This window comes from Cobetia sp. 5-25-4-2 (genome assembly GCF_013374075.1).
GTDB classification, from domain to species: Bacteria; Pseudomonadota; Gammaproteobacteria; order Pseudomonadales; family Halomonadaceae; genus Cobetia; species Cobetia marina.
In genome coordinates this window covers 793,335-808,060 of sequence record NZ_BLWK01000001.1, presented here as the reverse complement: position 1 = coordinate 808,060, position 14,726 = coordinate 793,335, and the positions used below count along the sequence as shown (strand labels likewise).

12 protein-coding genes are annotated in these 14,726 nt (G+C 60.4%); 4 read left to right on the top strand and 8 right to left on the bottom strand.

Going from position 1 to position 14,726, the window contains the following annotated elements; genetic code table 11:
• Positions 1-69: 69 nt before the first annotated feature.
• From iolE to HXS65_RS03490, 4 genes are all read left to right on the top strand, one after another.
• Complete coding sequence (gene iolE / locus HXS65_RS03505; protein ID WP_176493105.1) at positions 70-972, top strand: myo-inosose-2 dehydratase; 903 nt, start codon at positions 70-72, stop codon at positions 970-972.
• Positions 973-1,027: 55 nt separating this feature from the next.
• The gene (locus HXS65_RS03500; RefSeq protein WP_176493104.1) at positions 1,028-2,530 is read left to right on the top strand and encodes a CoA-acylating methylmalonate-semialdehyde dehydrogenase; all 1,503 of its coding nucleotides are present in this window, start codon (positions 1,028-1,030) and stop codon (positions 2,528-2,530) included.
• A gap of 100 nt (positions 2,531-2,630) precedes the next feature.
• Positions 2,631-3,473 carry a sugar phosphate isomerase/epimerase gene (locus HXS65_RS03495; RefSeq protein WP_218015037.1) on the top strand — a complete coding sequence of 281 codons (843 nt, stop codon included), beginning with the start codon at positions 2,631-2,633 and terminating at the stop codon, positions 3,471-3,473.
• A 148-nt stretch (positions 3,474-3,621) separates the two neighbouring features.
• Positions 3,622-5,076 (top strand): sugar porter family MFS transporter, encoded by a 1,455-nt coding sequence (locus HXS65_RS03490; RefSeq protein ID WP_176493103.1) that lies wholly within the window; start codon positions 3,622-3,624, stop codon positions 5,074-5,076.
• A gap of 226 nt (positions 5,077-5,302) precedes the next feature.
• Here the strand turns inward: HXS65_RS03490 and HXS65_RS03485 are convergent, their stop codons facing one another.
• The 8 genes from HXS65_RS03485 to HXS65_RS03450 form a co-directional block, all read right to left on the bottom strand.
• Entirely contained in the window at positions 5,303-5,698 is a 396-nt protein-coding gene (locus tag HXS65_RS03485) for a VOC family protein (RefSeq protein WP_176493102.1), read from the bottom strand.
• A 172-nt stretch (positions 5,699-5,870) separates the two neighbouring features.
• Positions 5,871-7,370 (bottom strand): sugar porter family MFS transporter, encoded by a 1,500-nt coding sequence (locus tag HXS65_RS03480; protein ID WP_084208921.1) that lies wholly within the window; start codon positions 7,368-7,370, stop codon positions 5,871-5,873.
• Positions 7,371-7,534: 164 nt separating this feature from the next.
• A complete protein-coding gene (locus tag HXS65_RS03475) occupies positions 7,535-8,443 on the bottom strand; it encodes a TIM barrel protein (protein WP_176493101.1) in 909 nt (302 codons plus the stop codon).
• Between the two features lie 140 nt (positions 8,444-8,583).
• On the bottom strand, positions 8,584-9,786 hold the full coding sequence (locus HXS65_RS03470; RefSeq protein WP_176493100.1) for a Gfo/Idh/MocA family protein: 1,203 nt from the start codon (positions 9,784-9,786) through the stop codon (positions 8,584-8,586).
• 108 nt (positions 9,787-9,894) lie between these two features.
• A complete protein-coding gene (gene iolD / locus HXS65_RS03465) occupies positions 9,895-11,745 on the bottom strand; it encodes a 3D-(3,5/4)-trihydroxycyclohexane-1,2-dione acylhydrolase (decyclizing) (RefSeq protein ID WP_176493099.1) in 1,851 nt (616 codons plus the stop codon).
• A 366-nt stretch (positions 11,746-12,111) separates the two neighbouring features.
• Positions 12,112-12,876 carry an SDR family NAD(P)-dependent oxidoreductase gene (locus HXS65_RS03460; RefSeq protein WP_176493098.1) on the bottom strand — a complete coding sequence of 255 codons (765 nt, stop codon included), beginning with the start codon at positions 12,874-12,876 and terminating at the stop codon, positions 12,112-12,114.
• Between the two features lie 55 nt (positions 12,877-12,931).
• On the bottom strand, positions 12,932-13,714 hold the full coding sequence (locus HXS65_RS03455; RefSeq protein ID WP_176493097.1) for an HpcH/HpaI aldolase/citrate lyase family protein: 783 nt from the start codon (positions 13,712-13,714) through the stop codon (positions 12,932-12,934).
• A 48-nt stretch (positions 13,715-13,762) separates the two neighbouring features.
• On the bottom strand, positions 13,763-14,719 hold the full coding sequence (locus HXS65_RS03450; RefSeq protein ID WP_176493096.1) for an SMP-30/gluconolactonase/LRE family protein: 957 nt from the start codon (positions 14,717-14,719) through the stop codon (positions 13,763-13,765).
• Positions 14,720-14,726 lie beyond the last annotated feature (7 nt).

Genomic DNA, 14,726 nt, shown 5'->3' with positions numbered 1-14,726 from the left:
ACCGTGCCTCCCTGCACTCTCGATATCTCAATATCTCAATATCTCAATATCTCGAAGAAGGATACCGCCATGAGCATTCGCCTGGGCATCAACCCGCTGACCTGGACCAACGACGACCTGCCAAGCCTCGGCGCGGATACCCCGCTGGAGGTCTGTCTTGCCGAGGGGCGTCAGGCCGGTTTCGCAGGCTTCGAGCTGGGCAACAAGTTCCCGCGCGAGGCGCAGGCCCTGTCTCGCGCACTCGGCGCGCACGATCTGGCACTCGTTTCCGGCTGGTATTCCAGCCGCCTGCTGGAACGCAGCATTGACGAGGAAATTGCCGCGCTGGATGACCACCTCCAGCTACTGAAAGCCTGCGGCGCGACAGTCATGGTGTACTGCGAGGTCAGTCGTTGCGTGCACGGTGACCAGGACATGCCTGTCTCGCGGCGCCCGGTCATGAACGATGCCGATTGGCAACGACTGACCACCGGGCTGGATGCCGTGGCACGCCACATGGCAGACCAGGGCGTGGAGATGACCTATCACCACCATATGGGTACCGTCATCGAGAGCCAGGCCGACATTGAACGGTTGATGGCCTCCACCACACAGGTACGACTGCTGCTGGACGCCGGCCACCTGACCTATGCCGGTGGAGACCCCGTCACCATCGCCGAGCGCCATGCGGACCGCATCAGCCATGTGCACTGCAAGGACATTCGTCTCGCCGTCATGGATAACGCCATCAACCGTGACAAGTCCTTTCTGGATGCCGTACTCGATGGCGTGTTCACCGTGCCGGGGGATGGCGGGATCGACTTCGCCGCGCTGTTCGCCGTACTGGCACGCAAAGGCTACGGCAAGGATACAGAGCGCTGGCTGGTCGTGGAGGCCGAGCAGGATCCCTCCGTTGCCGACCCGCTGACCTACGCCACTCTGGGCTACCAAAACCTCTCCCGGCTTGCCCGGGACGCAGGCCTCATCAACTGATTTCCCCCTTTTCAGACATCGCCACACCTCCTGAACAAGACGCAAAGGATGCCTCATGCAACAGTTACATCACTTCATCAACGGTCAGATCCAACCCGGCGACAGTGGTCGCAATGCGGCGGTCTTCAATCCTGCGACCGGTGAGCAGTCCGCCAGTGTCGCGCTGGCCAGCGCCGAGGAAACTCGCAGTGCCATCGCGGCCGCCAGCGCCGCCTTCCCTGGCTGGTCGAATACCTCGGCGCTCAAGCGCTCACGCATCCTGTTCCGTTTCAAGGCGCTGCTGGAAAAGCACAGCGACGAACTCGCCACGCTGATCTCCCGCGAGCACGGCAAGGTGCACTCAGATGCGCTTGGCGAGGTGACTCGCGGCATGGAAGTCGTCGAATTCGCCTGCGGCATGCCCCACCTGCAGAAAGGCGAGCACTCGCTGAACGTGGGCACCGGGGTGGACAGCCACTCTCTGATGCAACCGCTGGGGGTGTGTGCGGGCATCGCTCCCTTCAATTTCCCGGCCATGGTGCCGATGTGGATGTTCCCCATCGCCCTGGCCACCGGGAATACCTTCATCATGAAGCCGTCCGAGAAAGATCCCTCTGCCCCGCTGCGCATGGCAGAACTGCTGACAGAGGCCGGCCTGCCGCCGGGCGTGTTCAACATCGTCAATGGTGACAAGGAAGCCGTCGATGTCCTGCTGACCGATGAGCGCGTCGAGGCCGTGTCCTTTGTCGGCTCCACCCCGATCGCCGAGTACATCTATTCCACTGCCTCGGCACACGGCAAGCGAGTCCAGGCCCTGGGCGGGGCGAAGAATCACATGGTCGTGATGCCGGATGCTGATCTGGATCAGGCAGCGGATGCCCTGATGGGCGCGGCGTACGGCAGTGCCGGTGAGCGCTGCATGGCCATCTCGGTGGCAGTCCCGATCGGCGAGCAGACCGCAGAGCGACTGCGCGACAAGATCCTCGAGCGGATGGCCACCCTGCGAGTCGGCCCCGGCGAAGTCGAGGGTCAGGAAAATGACATGGGACCGCTGATCTCCCGCGTACATGCTGACAAGGTCATCGAGTTCATCGACAGCGGTGTTGAGCAAGGTGCGGAGCTGGTCGTGGATGGCCGTGACATCACGGTGCCCGGACACGAGAACGGCTATTTCGTGGGCGCGACCCTGTTTGATCATGTCCGCCCAGACATGCGCATCTATGCCGAGGAAATCTTCGGACCGGTCCTGTGTCTGGTTCGTCAGGAGTCACTCGATGAGGCGATCGCGCTCATCAATGCCCACGAGTATGGCAATGGCACGGCCATCTTCACTCGCGACGGTGATGCTGCCCGCCAATACACCACTCGCATCCAGGTCGGCATGGTCGGCGTGAACGTGCCGATTCCTGTACCGATGGCATTCCACAGCTTTGGCGGCTGGAAGCGCTCTCTCTTTGGCCCGCTTCACATGCATGGCCCGGATGGCGTGCGCTTCTATACCCGCATGAAAGCCGTCACCACCCGCTGGCCTGACGGTCTGCGCAGTGAAGCCAGCCACTTCACCATGCCGACACTCTGATCCACCACTCTCAGGGTCGGGCATGACAGCGTCATGCCCGACCGCTTTTCATCGCGCCTTGCCAGACCGGCAAGGCACATGACCGCCATGGAGGCACGTCATGACGCACAACATGAAAGTGGGTGTCTGTACCTGGACCTTCGGCCCGCTGCCGATCGAGGATATCTTCGCGCGGACCGCACGCCTGGGATTTGACGGGGTGGAACTGCATGGGGATCTCGACGCCTTCACACCAGACATGATCCGCGCCCTTTGCCAAACGCATGGGCTGGAAGTGTTCTCACTCACGCCGGGAGATTGCGATCCCGCCTCCCCCGACGCGTCGGATCGCGAGGCTGCCGAGACCTACTATCGACAGCTGATCGACTTTGCCCAGGCGCTCGGCGGCGCGCGAGTCTCACTGCACGGACTCGTGGGGCGAATCCGTCCCGCGGATGGCAGCGATCAAGACAGCGAATATCGCCACTTGGTCGAGGCACTGAAACCACTCTGTGAGTACGCCGCCGAACGCAGTGTGCCCTTGGTCTATGAAGTCCTCAATCGCTACGAATCCCACCTCATCAACACTGCAGCCCAGTGTCGCAGGCTCATCCAGGACATCGGTTCTCCCCAGCTCAAGGTATTGCTGGATGCCTACCACATGAATATCGAAGAGCCTGACCCCGTGCGAGCGCTGGCCGAGACTGGCGATCACCTGGGGCTTTATCACGTCGCCGACTCCAATCGCGGCGGTATCGGTCAGGGGCATAGTCAGCTGGCGGATCAATTCACCCAGCTGCGGGCCATGCAATACGCCGGCCCGATCATCGTCGAGGCACCGGCCATGGGTCCTGACCCCTTCACGCCGGTCAAGACGGGCGATTATCTGACAACACTGGAAGATCAGTTGTCACGCAGTGTCTCGGCGCTTCGCCAACATTTCGCGCTTGACGTACCTGCCTGAGCCTTCAGGCGCCTTACCTCCCATGGAGTGATACCTCATCACCTGCATGGGCATAACAACATCGCGGGCAGCGAGTCACGCCAACCCACTCGTCTGCCTGTTGCCATCTGCGCGGGACGCCTTCACGTCCCAACGCTGGAGATTTCACATGACTGCCAAGCTCTCGCCCGACAGGGCCGGACATTCCCTGTCACGTCAGCAACTCGGCTATCTGATACGTATCACGCTGATCGCCACTCTAGGCGGGTTGCTCTTCGGTTATGACACCGGCGTCATCTCCGGAGCCATCGGCCCTATCGCTGAATATTTCCAACTGACACCCGCCGAAAAAGGCTGGGCGGTGTCCTCCGTCGTCATCGGCTGTATCGCAGGGGCCATCAGCGCCGGCTGGATCTCCATCCGATTCGGCCGACGCAAGGCCTTCCTGATTGCCGCCATCTTGTTCCTGCTCTCCGCCATCGGCTCTGCCACGGCGACTGATTTCCACTATTACACCCTGTGGCGCATCATCGGCGGGATGGCGGTGGGGCTGGCCAGTGTGGTCGCGCCGATGTACATCTCTGAAATGTCCCCCGGGCATCTGCGAGGTCGTACCGTCAGCCTGTTCCAGCAGTCGATCGTCTTCGGACAGATGGTGGTGTTCTTCGTGAACTACTTCATCGCCAAGGGCATGGCCGAACACTGGATGATCGACCATGGCTGGCGCTGGATGCTCGGGTCCGAGGCCTTGCCCGCCTTGCTGTTCGGCGCATTGCTGTTCTTCATTCCGGAATCGCCACGCTGGCTGGTGCTGAGAGGTCGTCCCGAGCAAGCCCGCAGCATACTGAGCCGCTTCACTCCTGCCGAAGACCTGGACCAGACACTCAACAGCATCATCACCTCCTATCGTGACTCCTCGCGGGACAATCTCATCAGTCTGCGTGAGCGCGGCCTGCTGGGGCTGGTGATACTGGGTGTCTTCATCGCCAGTGCCCAGCAACTGACCGGCATCAATGTCGTCATGTATTACGCGCCGGACGTATTGTCCTCGGTGACCGCCAGCAGCGAGGATGCCCTGCTGCAGACCTCGATCATGGGTGTCACCTTCGTGGGCGGCAACCTGCTGGGGATGTTGCTGATCGACAAGGTCGGGCGTCGCCCACTGCTGATTGCCGGCAGTATCGGCAGCATGATCGGCATGTGTGCATTGGGCATCATCATCGGGCGAGATGCGGTGGGCTATGGCGCGCTGTTCGCGCTGATCGTCTACGTGGTGTCCTTCGCCATTTCCTGGGGCTGTGTCTGCTGGACACTATTGTCGGAAATCTTCCCCAACGCGATTCGCGGACGCGCCATGGCGCTGGCCGTGGCTGGCCAATGGTTCGCGGGTTTCATGGTCACGCAGACCTTCCCGATGCTGCGCGAGAGTGACTGGCTCAACCACCTGTTTGGCAGCGGTTTCAGCTTCTGGCTCTATGCCGTGCTGACGCTGATGAGCCTGCTGGTGGTATTGCGCTATGTGCCGGAAACCAAGGGCAAGACCCTGGAAGAGCTTGAGAACATCACAGGCACTCGCCTCAGCAAACGTCGGCGGGCGCTCGCCAGCACAAGCTTGAGCAGCTGACGGCGATTGGTGACGCCCAGCGTCGTCTGGGCATCATGACCCATGTGCCCAATGACACATGAGTTGCATGCCACATGAGTTGCATGACACATGAGCTGCATGCCACATGAGCTCCTTGCCGACCACCTGATCACGTGGCCTTGGCAAGGAGCTTTCCTGTAGGGAGCCCGGGTGGGGAAAATTCAGCAGTACAGCACAGGGCACCCTCCTGGCATTGCACATGCGCTCAATACGCCATCTGCCCCACGAATCCGGCCTCATCTCGAATCCCTACTCGATTACCATCCTGGTCATGCAGATGGATCGTCCTCCCCCAGGGCGTCTCTTCGATCTCGGCCTCGATCCCCCATGCCCTGACCTCCGCCAAGGCCTTTTCGATGTCGCTGACATTGAAGCGCAGCTTGGCGCTACCTTGCTCGGGACTCTTGCCTCCCTCAATCGCCCTTCCGCCCTGCTCGATCATCAAATATCCGTCTCCATAGGCCAGGCAGGTCAGCCTGAAACCGCCATCTTCCTTGTTGAAAAGAAGCGGCAGTTCAAAAAGGCCCTGGTAGAATGCGACACACTCATCGAACCGCTCTGTATTCAATATCAGGCCATACCGTGCGACGTTATGCTTCATCCCTGTGTCCTCTGGAGTGTCCTCTGGAAGCAGCTCGGGGTCTCTTGAGCATGCCACCGATGACAAGGCAGGACGATGTCGCTTTCACAAGAATACGCTCCCGCCGGCGCATGAAGATTGCCAGCGGGAGCGTCGCGCAACAGAGTGATGGCAAGCCTTGAGCGCTGCTGTTTTACTCCGTTGTCAGCGGCAAGCCTTGACGCGCCAACCGGCGACGACGTTTGCTGAGACGAGTCCCGGTGATGCCTTCCAGCTCTTCCAGGGTCTTGCCCTTGGTTTCCGGCACGTACCGCAGCACGATCAGCAGACTGAGGAAGGTCAGCACCGCATAGAGCCAGAAGCTGAAACCGCCACCGACCAACTCATTGAGGAAGTCGCTCTGGCGCATCATCGGGAAGGTCTGGGTGACGATGAAGCCGAGCAGCCACTGTGCGGCGACGGCCAGCGACATGGCGCGTGCGCGGATGGCATTGGGGAATATCTCGGAGACCAGTGTCCAGCAGACACAGCCCCAGGAGATGGCAAACGAGACGACATAGACGATCAGGGCGATCAAGGCGCTGATGCCCGGTTCGCCATTGCCGATCACGACACCCAGGAAGGTCATGCCGACGATGCTGCCAAGGCTCCCGGCGATCAGCAGCGGACGGCGCCCGACCTTGTCGATCAGCAGCATGCCCAGCAGGTTACCGGCGACGAAGGTGACGCCCATGATGGAAGTCTGCAGCAAGGCGTCTTCATTGCTGGATGTCACCGTCGACAGGACATCAGGCGCGTAATACATCACCACATTGATGCCAGTCAGCTGTTGGGCGGCGGCGATAAAGACACCGATGGCCACCAGCCCCAACATTCCCTTGGTGCGCAGAGACGCGTGGCGTTTGCTCTCGTTGTGCTGGAAGGATTTCTGGATCTCGCCCAGGGTGCGCTCGATGGCATCGGCGTGATAGAAGCGCGCCAGTACCCGCCGCGCATCATCCAGACGTCCTTTCAACACCAGCCAGCGCGGGGATTCCGGTACGAAGGGAATCAGTACCGCGAACAGGATCGAGATGATGGCTTCCGATCCCAGCATCCAGCGCCAGCCATGATTCAGGATCCAGGTCTCGGCCATGCCCTTGGCGATGAAGTAGTTCACGAAGAACACCACCATCTGGCCAAACACCACGGATTGCTGGAACAGGCTGACGGTGCGCCCACGCATGTAGCCCGGTGACATCTCGGAGATGTACATCGGTGCCATGACGCTGGCCATTCCGACCGCCAGCCCCCCCAGAATCCGCCACCAGATATAGGCATCGAAGGAGCCCGCCAGGCCAGAGCCCAACGCGGAAGCCGTGAACATCACGGCTGACAGCATGAACACGGCCTTGCGACCATAGGCGATGGACAGGCGACCGGCGATGAGGGCACCACCGATGCAGCCGATGACCACCGAGGAGACCGCCCAGCCCTTCTCTGCGGCGGACAGGTCGAAATATTCTGCGATCGGCCCGATGGCCCCGGAGATGACCCCCGTGTCATAACCGAACAGCAGGCCGCCCAGGGCAGCCACCAGAATGATCTTGATCAGAAAGACGAGCTGGGTTGGCGTGAGACGCTCTTGTGCAAGTGATGTGGGTGAGTTGGCTGAAGAGGCAGCGGTTTCGCGGCCAGGGTGTGAAGTGGGCATGACGACCTCTCGTGATCGATTGTTATAGTATTACGAGAACTGCTGAAGCAGATGTGGCTCGTGCATTCATGGCCCGTGACGGACCACGCTGGCGAGACAAGTCATTGCGGTACCTTCCATGCCCTGCCGTCTTCTGGCGTGATGACGGCAGGGCTTCTTGCGGATCAGGCTTCGGCCAGCCCTTTCTCCAGTATGCTGCGTTCGATGAATTCGCGGCTTTCGCGGGCGTTTTCCAGCGCACTGTTGTCCTTGGTCGGGTCCACGTCCTGCTCGACGGTGATCCAGCCTTGATAGCCGATGGAATCCAGACTCTCGCGGACCGCGTCAAAGTCCACACAGCCCTGTCCCAGCGGGCAGAACACGCCCTGGCCGATGGCGGTATAGAAGTCGATGCCATCCTTCACCACGCTTTCGAGTACTGGCGCCTGAATATCCTTGAAGTGGATATAGGCGACGCGCTCGCCGTAGGTGCGAATCAGTTCCGCCGGATCGATGCCTGCATAGGTGCAGTGCCCGGTATCGATGCACAGCTTGACCAGATCAGCATCCAGCTCAGCCATCGCACGGTCCACTTCATCGCGATACTCGATGTAGGTGCCGGCATGCGGATGCAGCACCGGTGTGACCGCATATTCCTGACAGATTTCCGCCACCTGACGGATAGTGACCATCATCTCGCGCCACTGCGCATCATCGAGACGGGTCGCGGTTTCCTGCTGGCCGGCTTCATCAGTACGTGGCGAGCTGACATGGTCGATGATGACCATGTAGTTGCCCTGCTGAGGCTTGAGCACTTCACAGGTCGCGCGGGTGTAATCCAGGATTTCCTGACGGCGTGACGCATCGTGCAGATGCTTGAAGATGGTACCGGCGATCAGCTCGAGCCCTCGACTGTCCAACGCGGACGCCAGTGCGGCCTGCTCGGTCGGCAGGTAATTGAGCGGGCCAAGCTCCGTCGCCTTGAAACCGGCGCCGGCGATTTCGTCGAGCACGGTCTGCCAGCTGGGATTGGCGGGGTTGTCGGCGAACTCGATACCCCAGGAACACGGTGCGTTGGAAAGCTTGATGTGCATGATGATGTCCTTCTTATTGGCGTTGTCGTTGTCTTTCGGGATGACCATCGTCAGTGACGTGGAAATGAGGCCTCACATCGGGTGCCGACCGAGTGGCAACGGTGGAGCCGACATGAGGCGCTCCTGATGTCGCAGTCAGATCAGAACGCGACCCAGCGATTCTCGTTGTCAGAGGATTCCACACAGCACTCCAGCAACCGCACGCCTTCGATGCCTGCATCGATATTGGGGAACCAGAGAGACTCCAGCTCCTGCTCCGACAGGCCAAGGTGTTGAGTACCTGTGCCATTCCGGCGTGCTTCAGCGCCCTGCATGGCGAGGCCATAACGGTGATAGACATTGGCCCAGGATTCGAAGAAGCCTTCCGCGTGGCCGCCGCCGATGCGATTGCTGTTCACGGCGTTGTCGCCCTCGGCCAGATAGCCCATGCCACGTTCCAGAATCCGTACCGGTTCGCCCTGGACCTCGTAGCGCAGCTGGTTGGGATATTCATCCCACCATTCGATACTGGCCTTCTCTCCCACTACACGAATCTTCTGCTGATGCATGGATCCCGCATTCACCGCACTGGCCCACAGTGATCCCACCGCGCCGTTCTGGTACTGGAGCAACACCTGGGCGTTGTCTTCCAGCGGTGCCCGCGAGGCCACGAAGCTCTGGCGGTGGCACATCAGGCGTTCGACCTTGAGTCCGGTGATGAACTGGCCGGCATAGAAGATGTGCGTCCCGAGATCCCCCAGCACATAGGTCGGCCCGGAAACGGCAGGACTGGTACGCCACTTGGCGCCGCTGCTGACCTGTTCGACCGGCTGGCTATGGAAGCCATGGGCAAATTGCATGTTGACCATGCGCACCTGCCCCAGCTCACCCGACTGCACCATGGCACGTGCCTGATGCAGCATCTGATAGCCGCTGTAGCCATACATGACACCGAAGACCAGACCGCGCGCCTGTGCTTCAGCCTTGAGCTCCTCTGCCTCGGCAACCGTGAAGGTCACCGGCTTTTCACAGATCACATGCAGGCCAGCCTTGAGCGCCGCCAGGCTGATGGCATGGTGGGTACTGTTGGGTGTGGCGATGCTGACGGCCTGAATGCCATCGTCGCGGGCAGCTTCGGCCTCGAACAGGCTGGCGTAATCCGGGTAGCAACGCTCTGGATCGAGCCCCAGGTTGGTGCCGAATTCACGACCGCGTTCCGCGTCGAGATCGAAGGCACCGGCGACCAGCTGGAACAAGTTGTCACGATGGGCAGCAGCACGATGGGCGTGGCCGATTTCACTGCCACGGCCACCACCGACCATGGCCCAGCGCAGCGGCGCGAGATTGTGTTCTTCATTGAACATCAGAGATTCTCCTGGCAAATGCATGGGTGCTGATAATTGGCGTTGTCATTGCAGAGGTGTTCATGAGGCCCGTTGCTGCGTGCGCCCGGCCTCACGACTCACGCAGAATCAAAGCCCGCGGCGCTGATGGACACGGCCGGCATTCATGGCGGCCACCTGCGCTTCATCCACGTCCTCGCGGACGACTTCCGGTAGCCCCACATCCCACCAGCAGTCACAGGAAGACCACTTGGTGGAATCGATATCCACCACGATGACGTAGGTACGTGGGCTCTCCTTGGCGCGCTGGTAAGCGGCCCGGAAATCACTGATGTCACTCAGGTGCTCACCGTAGGCACCTTGCGACTGGGCATGCTGGAGGAAGTCGACGCGTACCAGCTCGTCGGCCTGGCTACGACAATCGGCCAGCATGTTGTTGAAGGAAGGATTACCGCTGTTGTTCTGCAGCTTGTTGATGACCGCGAAACCAGCATTGTCACAGACGACAACGATCATCTTGTGGCCAGTCAGTACCGAGCTGTAGATATCGGAATTCATCATCATGTAGGAGCCGTCGCCGACCAGGACCACGACCTCGTTGTCGGGGTTGGCGATCTTGGCACCCCAGCCACCGGCCACTTCATAGCCCATGCAGGAGAAGCCGAACTCGATGTCGAACTTGCCGAGCTGCTTGCTCTGCCAGTTCATGTTCAGTTCTGCCGGCAGGCCACCGGCGGCCGTCAGCACGGTATCACCGGGCTCCTGCACCGCATTGACGCTGGCAATGACCTGGGCGTAGGACGCCATCTGCCCCGCGACGATCTCCCCGCGGTTGGCGCACAGGGATTTCCACTCGGCGACTTCAGCCTGGCCCTTTTCCAGCCAGCGCTGATCGGCCTGCCATTCACCCAACCCTGAATCAAGACGCACCAGCGTGTGACGAGCATCGCCGATGACCGCCATGGCGCGATGCTTGATGGCATCCATATGCGCCACGTTGACGGATACGATCTTCACCGCCGGATTGCGAAATACCGACCAGGATCCGGTGGTGAAGTCCTGCAGACGTGTGCCGATGGCCACCAGCACATCACATTGTGCTGCCATGGCATTGGCGGAATTCGATCCAGTCACGCCGATGGGGCCCATATTGCAAGGGTGAGATTGCAGCAGGGAAGAACGCCCTGCGATGGTCTCGACCACCGGGATATTGCGACGCTGAGCAAACTCCGCCAACAACTGATTGGCTTCGGAATAATGCACACCACCGCCAGCGATAATCAGCGGCTTCTCGGCCTTTTCCAGCAGAGAAATAGCCGCTTCAATCGAACGTGTGTCAGCTTCCGGGCGACGAATATGGTGAATGCATTCTTCGAAGAGCGCCTCTGGATAGTCATAAGCCACGCCCTGGATATCCTGAGGCAATGAAATCATGACCGGGCCGCAATTGGCGGGATCCGTCAGGGTCGCGATCGCGGTCGGCAAGGACTGCATGAGCTGTGCGGGGTGAGTGATGCGATCCCAAAAACGAGTGACGGGCTTGAAGGCATCATTGACGCTCAGGCTGGGCTGATGGGCATGCTCGACCTGCTGCAGCACCGGGTCCGGCAGGCGCGAGACATGCGCATCGCCGGCAAACATCAGCAACGGCAGTCGGTTGGTATGCGCGATACCCGCCGCCGTGATCATGTTGGTGGCACCCGGCCCGATGGAGGTGCTCGCGATCCCGATCCGCTGACGCTTGTTGGCCTTGGCGTAGGCAACGGCAGCAACCGCCATGGATTGCTCATTCTGGCCGCGCCAGATCGGGATGGTGTCCTGGATGTTGTGAAGTTGTTGCCCCAGGCAGGTCACATTGCCGTGACCGAAGATGGCGAACCCGCAACCGAACAAGGTCTCGACCTTATCGTCGATATCGATTTTCTGCGCCGCCAGATATCTGGCGATGGCTTCGGAGACGGTCAATTTTATCGTTTTCATTCCTCTCTCCCGACGAGCATATGGCGTTGTTTTATTGTGTGCATTCAGGTCGAAAAATCGGCACCTGAAGCTCAGTGATCATGACGCAGGAAAATGATGGTCAGCGCTGAATTCTTCACCGTTTGGAAAGACACTAGCAGTGCTTGAAAACGTTTTCATCCAAATTTCAAAAAAAAGGCCCCGCCTTGGATCAAAGTTCAATAAGGTCATTCATGCATGATTGAAGTGGCCTATCCGACAGGCAGAAAAGACACGTTTCACCTATCGAGAGGCGTATCAGCAACGTCGCCTTGCCCCGGCCCTCTTCCCCACGACACAGCCCATACAGACCCGTCCCTCTAGACCCGTCCATCTAGACCAGTCCCTCTAGACCAGTCCACCATCCACGATATAGGTCTGCGCGGTGATCATCCGGCTATCGTCCGCGGCCAGGAACAGCACCATCCGTGCGACATCCTCCGGCTGCACACGTTGATGCAGACTCTGATTTTCCAGCACCTGGCGCTCAAGCTCCGGGTCCCACCACAAGGCTTTCTGGCGCTCGGTGATGACCCATCCCGGCAAGACCGTATTGACGCGAATTCCGGCGTCTCCCATGTCACGCGACAGTGTCCGCGTCAGGCCGATGGTAGCGGCCTTGGCGCTCGAGTAGCCCGTGATATCACGCGAACGCCGCAAGAAACTGGGAGAGCTGAAGTTGATGATCGATCCGCCGCCCGCTGCCTGCATGCCAGCAAACACCGCCTGGCTTGCGAAGACCACATGTCGCAGGTTGGTGGCCTGCAGGTTGTCCCATGTCTCGACATCCAACTCCGACAAAGGCACACGCGTATCCCGAGCCGCATTGTTGATCAGTACTTCAATCGTCCCGAACTCATCAGCGGCGGCACAGATGACAGCACGAAGCTGTGTAATATCGGTCACGTCACAATGCTGATAGCGTACCTTCCCACCTGTGCCAGAGAGCTGCTCCACCAGCGCTTCGCCTGACGCATCATCGATATCGACGAAGCTCACACAGGCCTGTTGCTTGCAGAAATGCTCGACCAGCGTGGCGCCAATGCCACTCGCGCCCCCACTGATGAAGACATGTCGCCCCTCAAGACTCGGATAACGTGCAAATTGACTCATGTTGCCTCTCCTCTCCTATCGCGGGTTCGTGACTTGCAGGTAACGCACGCATCGATCAATACCCTTCGCGGTGATCCGTCTCGCGCTCCATGGCACTCAACAACTCGCGGGCCCCTGCCATCAGCAGACGAGTATCTGACCCGACGGTGACGAGGTCACAGCCACGTGCCAGCATTCGCTTCGCATGCGCTGCCCCCCCATTGTGGATACCGACGATCTTGTCATGCAGACGAGCCCGCTCGATGAGCTGACCGATCAAGGTATCCATCGGGCCATCCCCGTGATCGAACCCCGGAGCATGGCCATGAGAGAGCGCCAGATCCGCGGGACCGATATAGAGGCCATCCAGCCCCTCCACGGCAAGAATCTCTTCCAGGTTCGCCACACCTTCACGGGTCTCGATCATGCCCAGCACCAGCATCTCGTCATTGGCATGCTTCGCATAATCCGCACCGCCATACAGCATGGCGCGATGAGGGCCGAAGCTGCGCATCCCCAGCGGGGGATAGCGGCAGGCAGCCACCAGTGCCCGGGCGTCATCGGCCGTGTTGATCAAAGGCGCGATCACGCCATAGGCCCCCGCATCCAGCACCTTCATGATCAAACCGGGTTCCAGGCTCGGCACTCGCACCAGCGGAACAGTGTCAGTGGTGGAGATGGCCGTCAGCATCGGCAGCAGATCGCTGTAATCGATCACCCCGTGCTGCAGGTCGATGGTCAGACTGTCCCAGCCCTGATGGGCCATGATCTCTGCCGAGAAGGCACACGGCATGGAGAGCCAGCCATTCACGACGCCCTCCTTTTGGGCAACGCGTTGCTTGAGGCGATTGAGGCGCATGGGGTCTCCCTCTGGAGTTCATCAATGGTGGAAGTCACAAGGGACAGGTCACTCGTGAGGCTCACGAATCGTGACCCGGGAGGGTGAGCGTTCCCCACTCGGCATGTCGGGTGATGCTGGAGAGCGAGAGGCAAAGGCGGCGACGGGGACGCCCGGCACTTCGACCTCCAGCGCGAAGACGCTGCCGGACAACGGGGCCGCGGCCAGCGCCTCAGGGCTCATGCCCTTGCGCAAGGTGGTCACGTAAAGCGTTGTCATGTCGGCCCCGCCGAAGCACGGCATGGTCGGGCCGGGACATGGCAGGTGGACCTGGCGCGCCAGACGTCCCTCGGCATCCCAGTAATTGAGCACTCCGCCAAAGACGCCTGCACTCCAGTAGCCTCCCGCCATATCCATCGCTCCGCCATCGGGGCGGCCGTGCAGTGCAGGCTGGGTCTCGGCGAATACCCGCGGTGTGCCCATGACACCACTTTCCGGGCAGTAGTCCGCGACATGGATGGTGTCGCGTCGCGTATCCGCAAAAATCATGCGCCGTCCATCAGCGCTCCAGGCCAGGCCATTGGCGACGATGAGACCTGGCTGCAGCCGTTGGGTCTGTCCAGTGGGAGCGACATCATAAAAATGCCCCAGCGGCCGTGAACGACTCGCCTCATCCATGGTGCCGATCACGAAGTGTCCATTCGGCGCGACCTTGCCGTCATTGAAGCGCGTGCCAGCCAACGGCTCTCCGGGTGGGCAGGCCAGAAACGCCAGGGCGCCAGTATCAAAATCAAGCAAATAGATGCCGGAGCGCATGGCAACGATCAGACGCCCATCGGCACAGCGCCCGAAGGCACCCAAGGTCTCTGGCAGCACGCGACGCTCTCGCTTGCCATCACTCAGGCAGTAGCGCTCGATCGCCGGGGCATAAAGGTCTGCCCAGAACAGGCTGTTGCCACTGGCATCCCAGACCGGGGATTCCCCCAGTTCCGCCCGGGCCTCTATCAGCAGTTCGATTTCCGCCATTTCCTGG

Coding starts and splice junctions, on each gene's coding strand:
- iolE (WP_176493105.1), top strand. CDS start 70: ATGAGCATTCGCCTGGGCATCAACCCGCTGACCTGGACCAACGACGAC.
- HXS65_RS03500 (WP_176493104.1), top strand. CDS start 1,028: ATGCAACAGTTACATCACTTCATCAACGGTCAGATCCAACCCGGCGAC.
- HXS65_RS03495 (WP_218015037.1), top strand. CDS start 2,631: ATGACGCACAACATGAAAGTGGGTGTCTGTACCTGGACCTTCGGCCCG.
- HXS65_RS03490 (WP_176493103.1), top strand. CDS start 3,622: ATGACTGCCAAGCTCTCGCCCGACAGGGCCGGACATTCCCTGTCACGT.
- HXS65_RS03485 (WP_176493102.1), bottom strand. CDS start 5,698: ATGAAGCATAACGTCGCACGGTATGGCCTGATATTGAATACAGAGCGG.
- HXS65_RS03480 (WP_084208921.1), bottom strand. CDS start 7,370: ATGCCCACTTCACACCCTGGCCGCGAAACCGCTGCCTCTTCAGCCAAC.
- HXS65_RS03475 (WP_176493101.1), bottom strand. CDS start 8,443: ATGCACATCAAGCTTTCCAACGCACCGTGTTCCTGGGGTATCGAGTTC.
- HXS65_RS03470 (WP_176493100.1), bottom strand. CDS start 9,786: ATGTTCAATGAAGAACACAATCTCGCGCCGCTGCGCTGGGCCATGGTC.
- iolD (WP_176493099.1), bottom strand. CDS start 11,745: ATGAAAACGATAAAATTGACCGTCTCCGAAGCCATCGCCAGATATCTG.
- HXS65_RS03460 (WP_176493098.1), bottom strand. CDS start 12,876: ATGAGTCAATTTGCACGTTATCCGAGTCTTGAGGGGCGACATGTCTTC.
- HXS65_RS03455 (WP_176493097.1), bottom strand. CDS start 13,714: ATGCGCCTCAATCGCCTCAAGCAACGCGTTGCCCAAAAGGAGGGCGTC.
- HXS65_RS03450 (WP_176493096.1), bottom strand. CDS start 14,719: ATGGCGGAAATCGAACTGCTGATAGAGGCCCGGGCGGAACTGGGGGAA.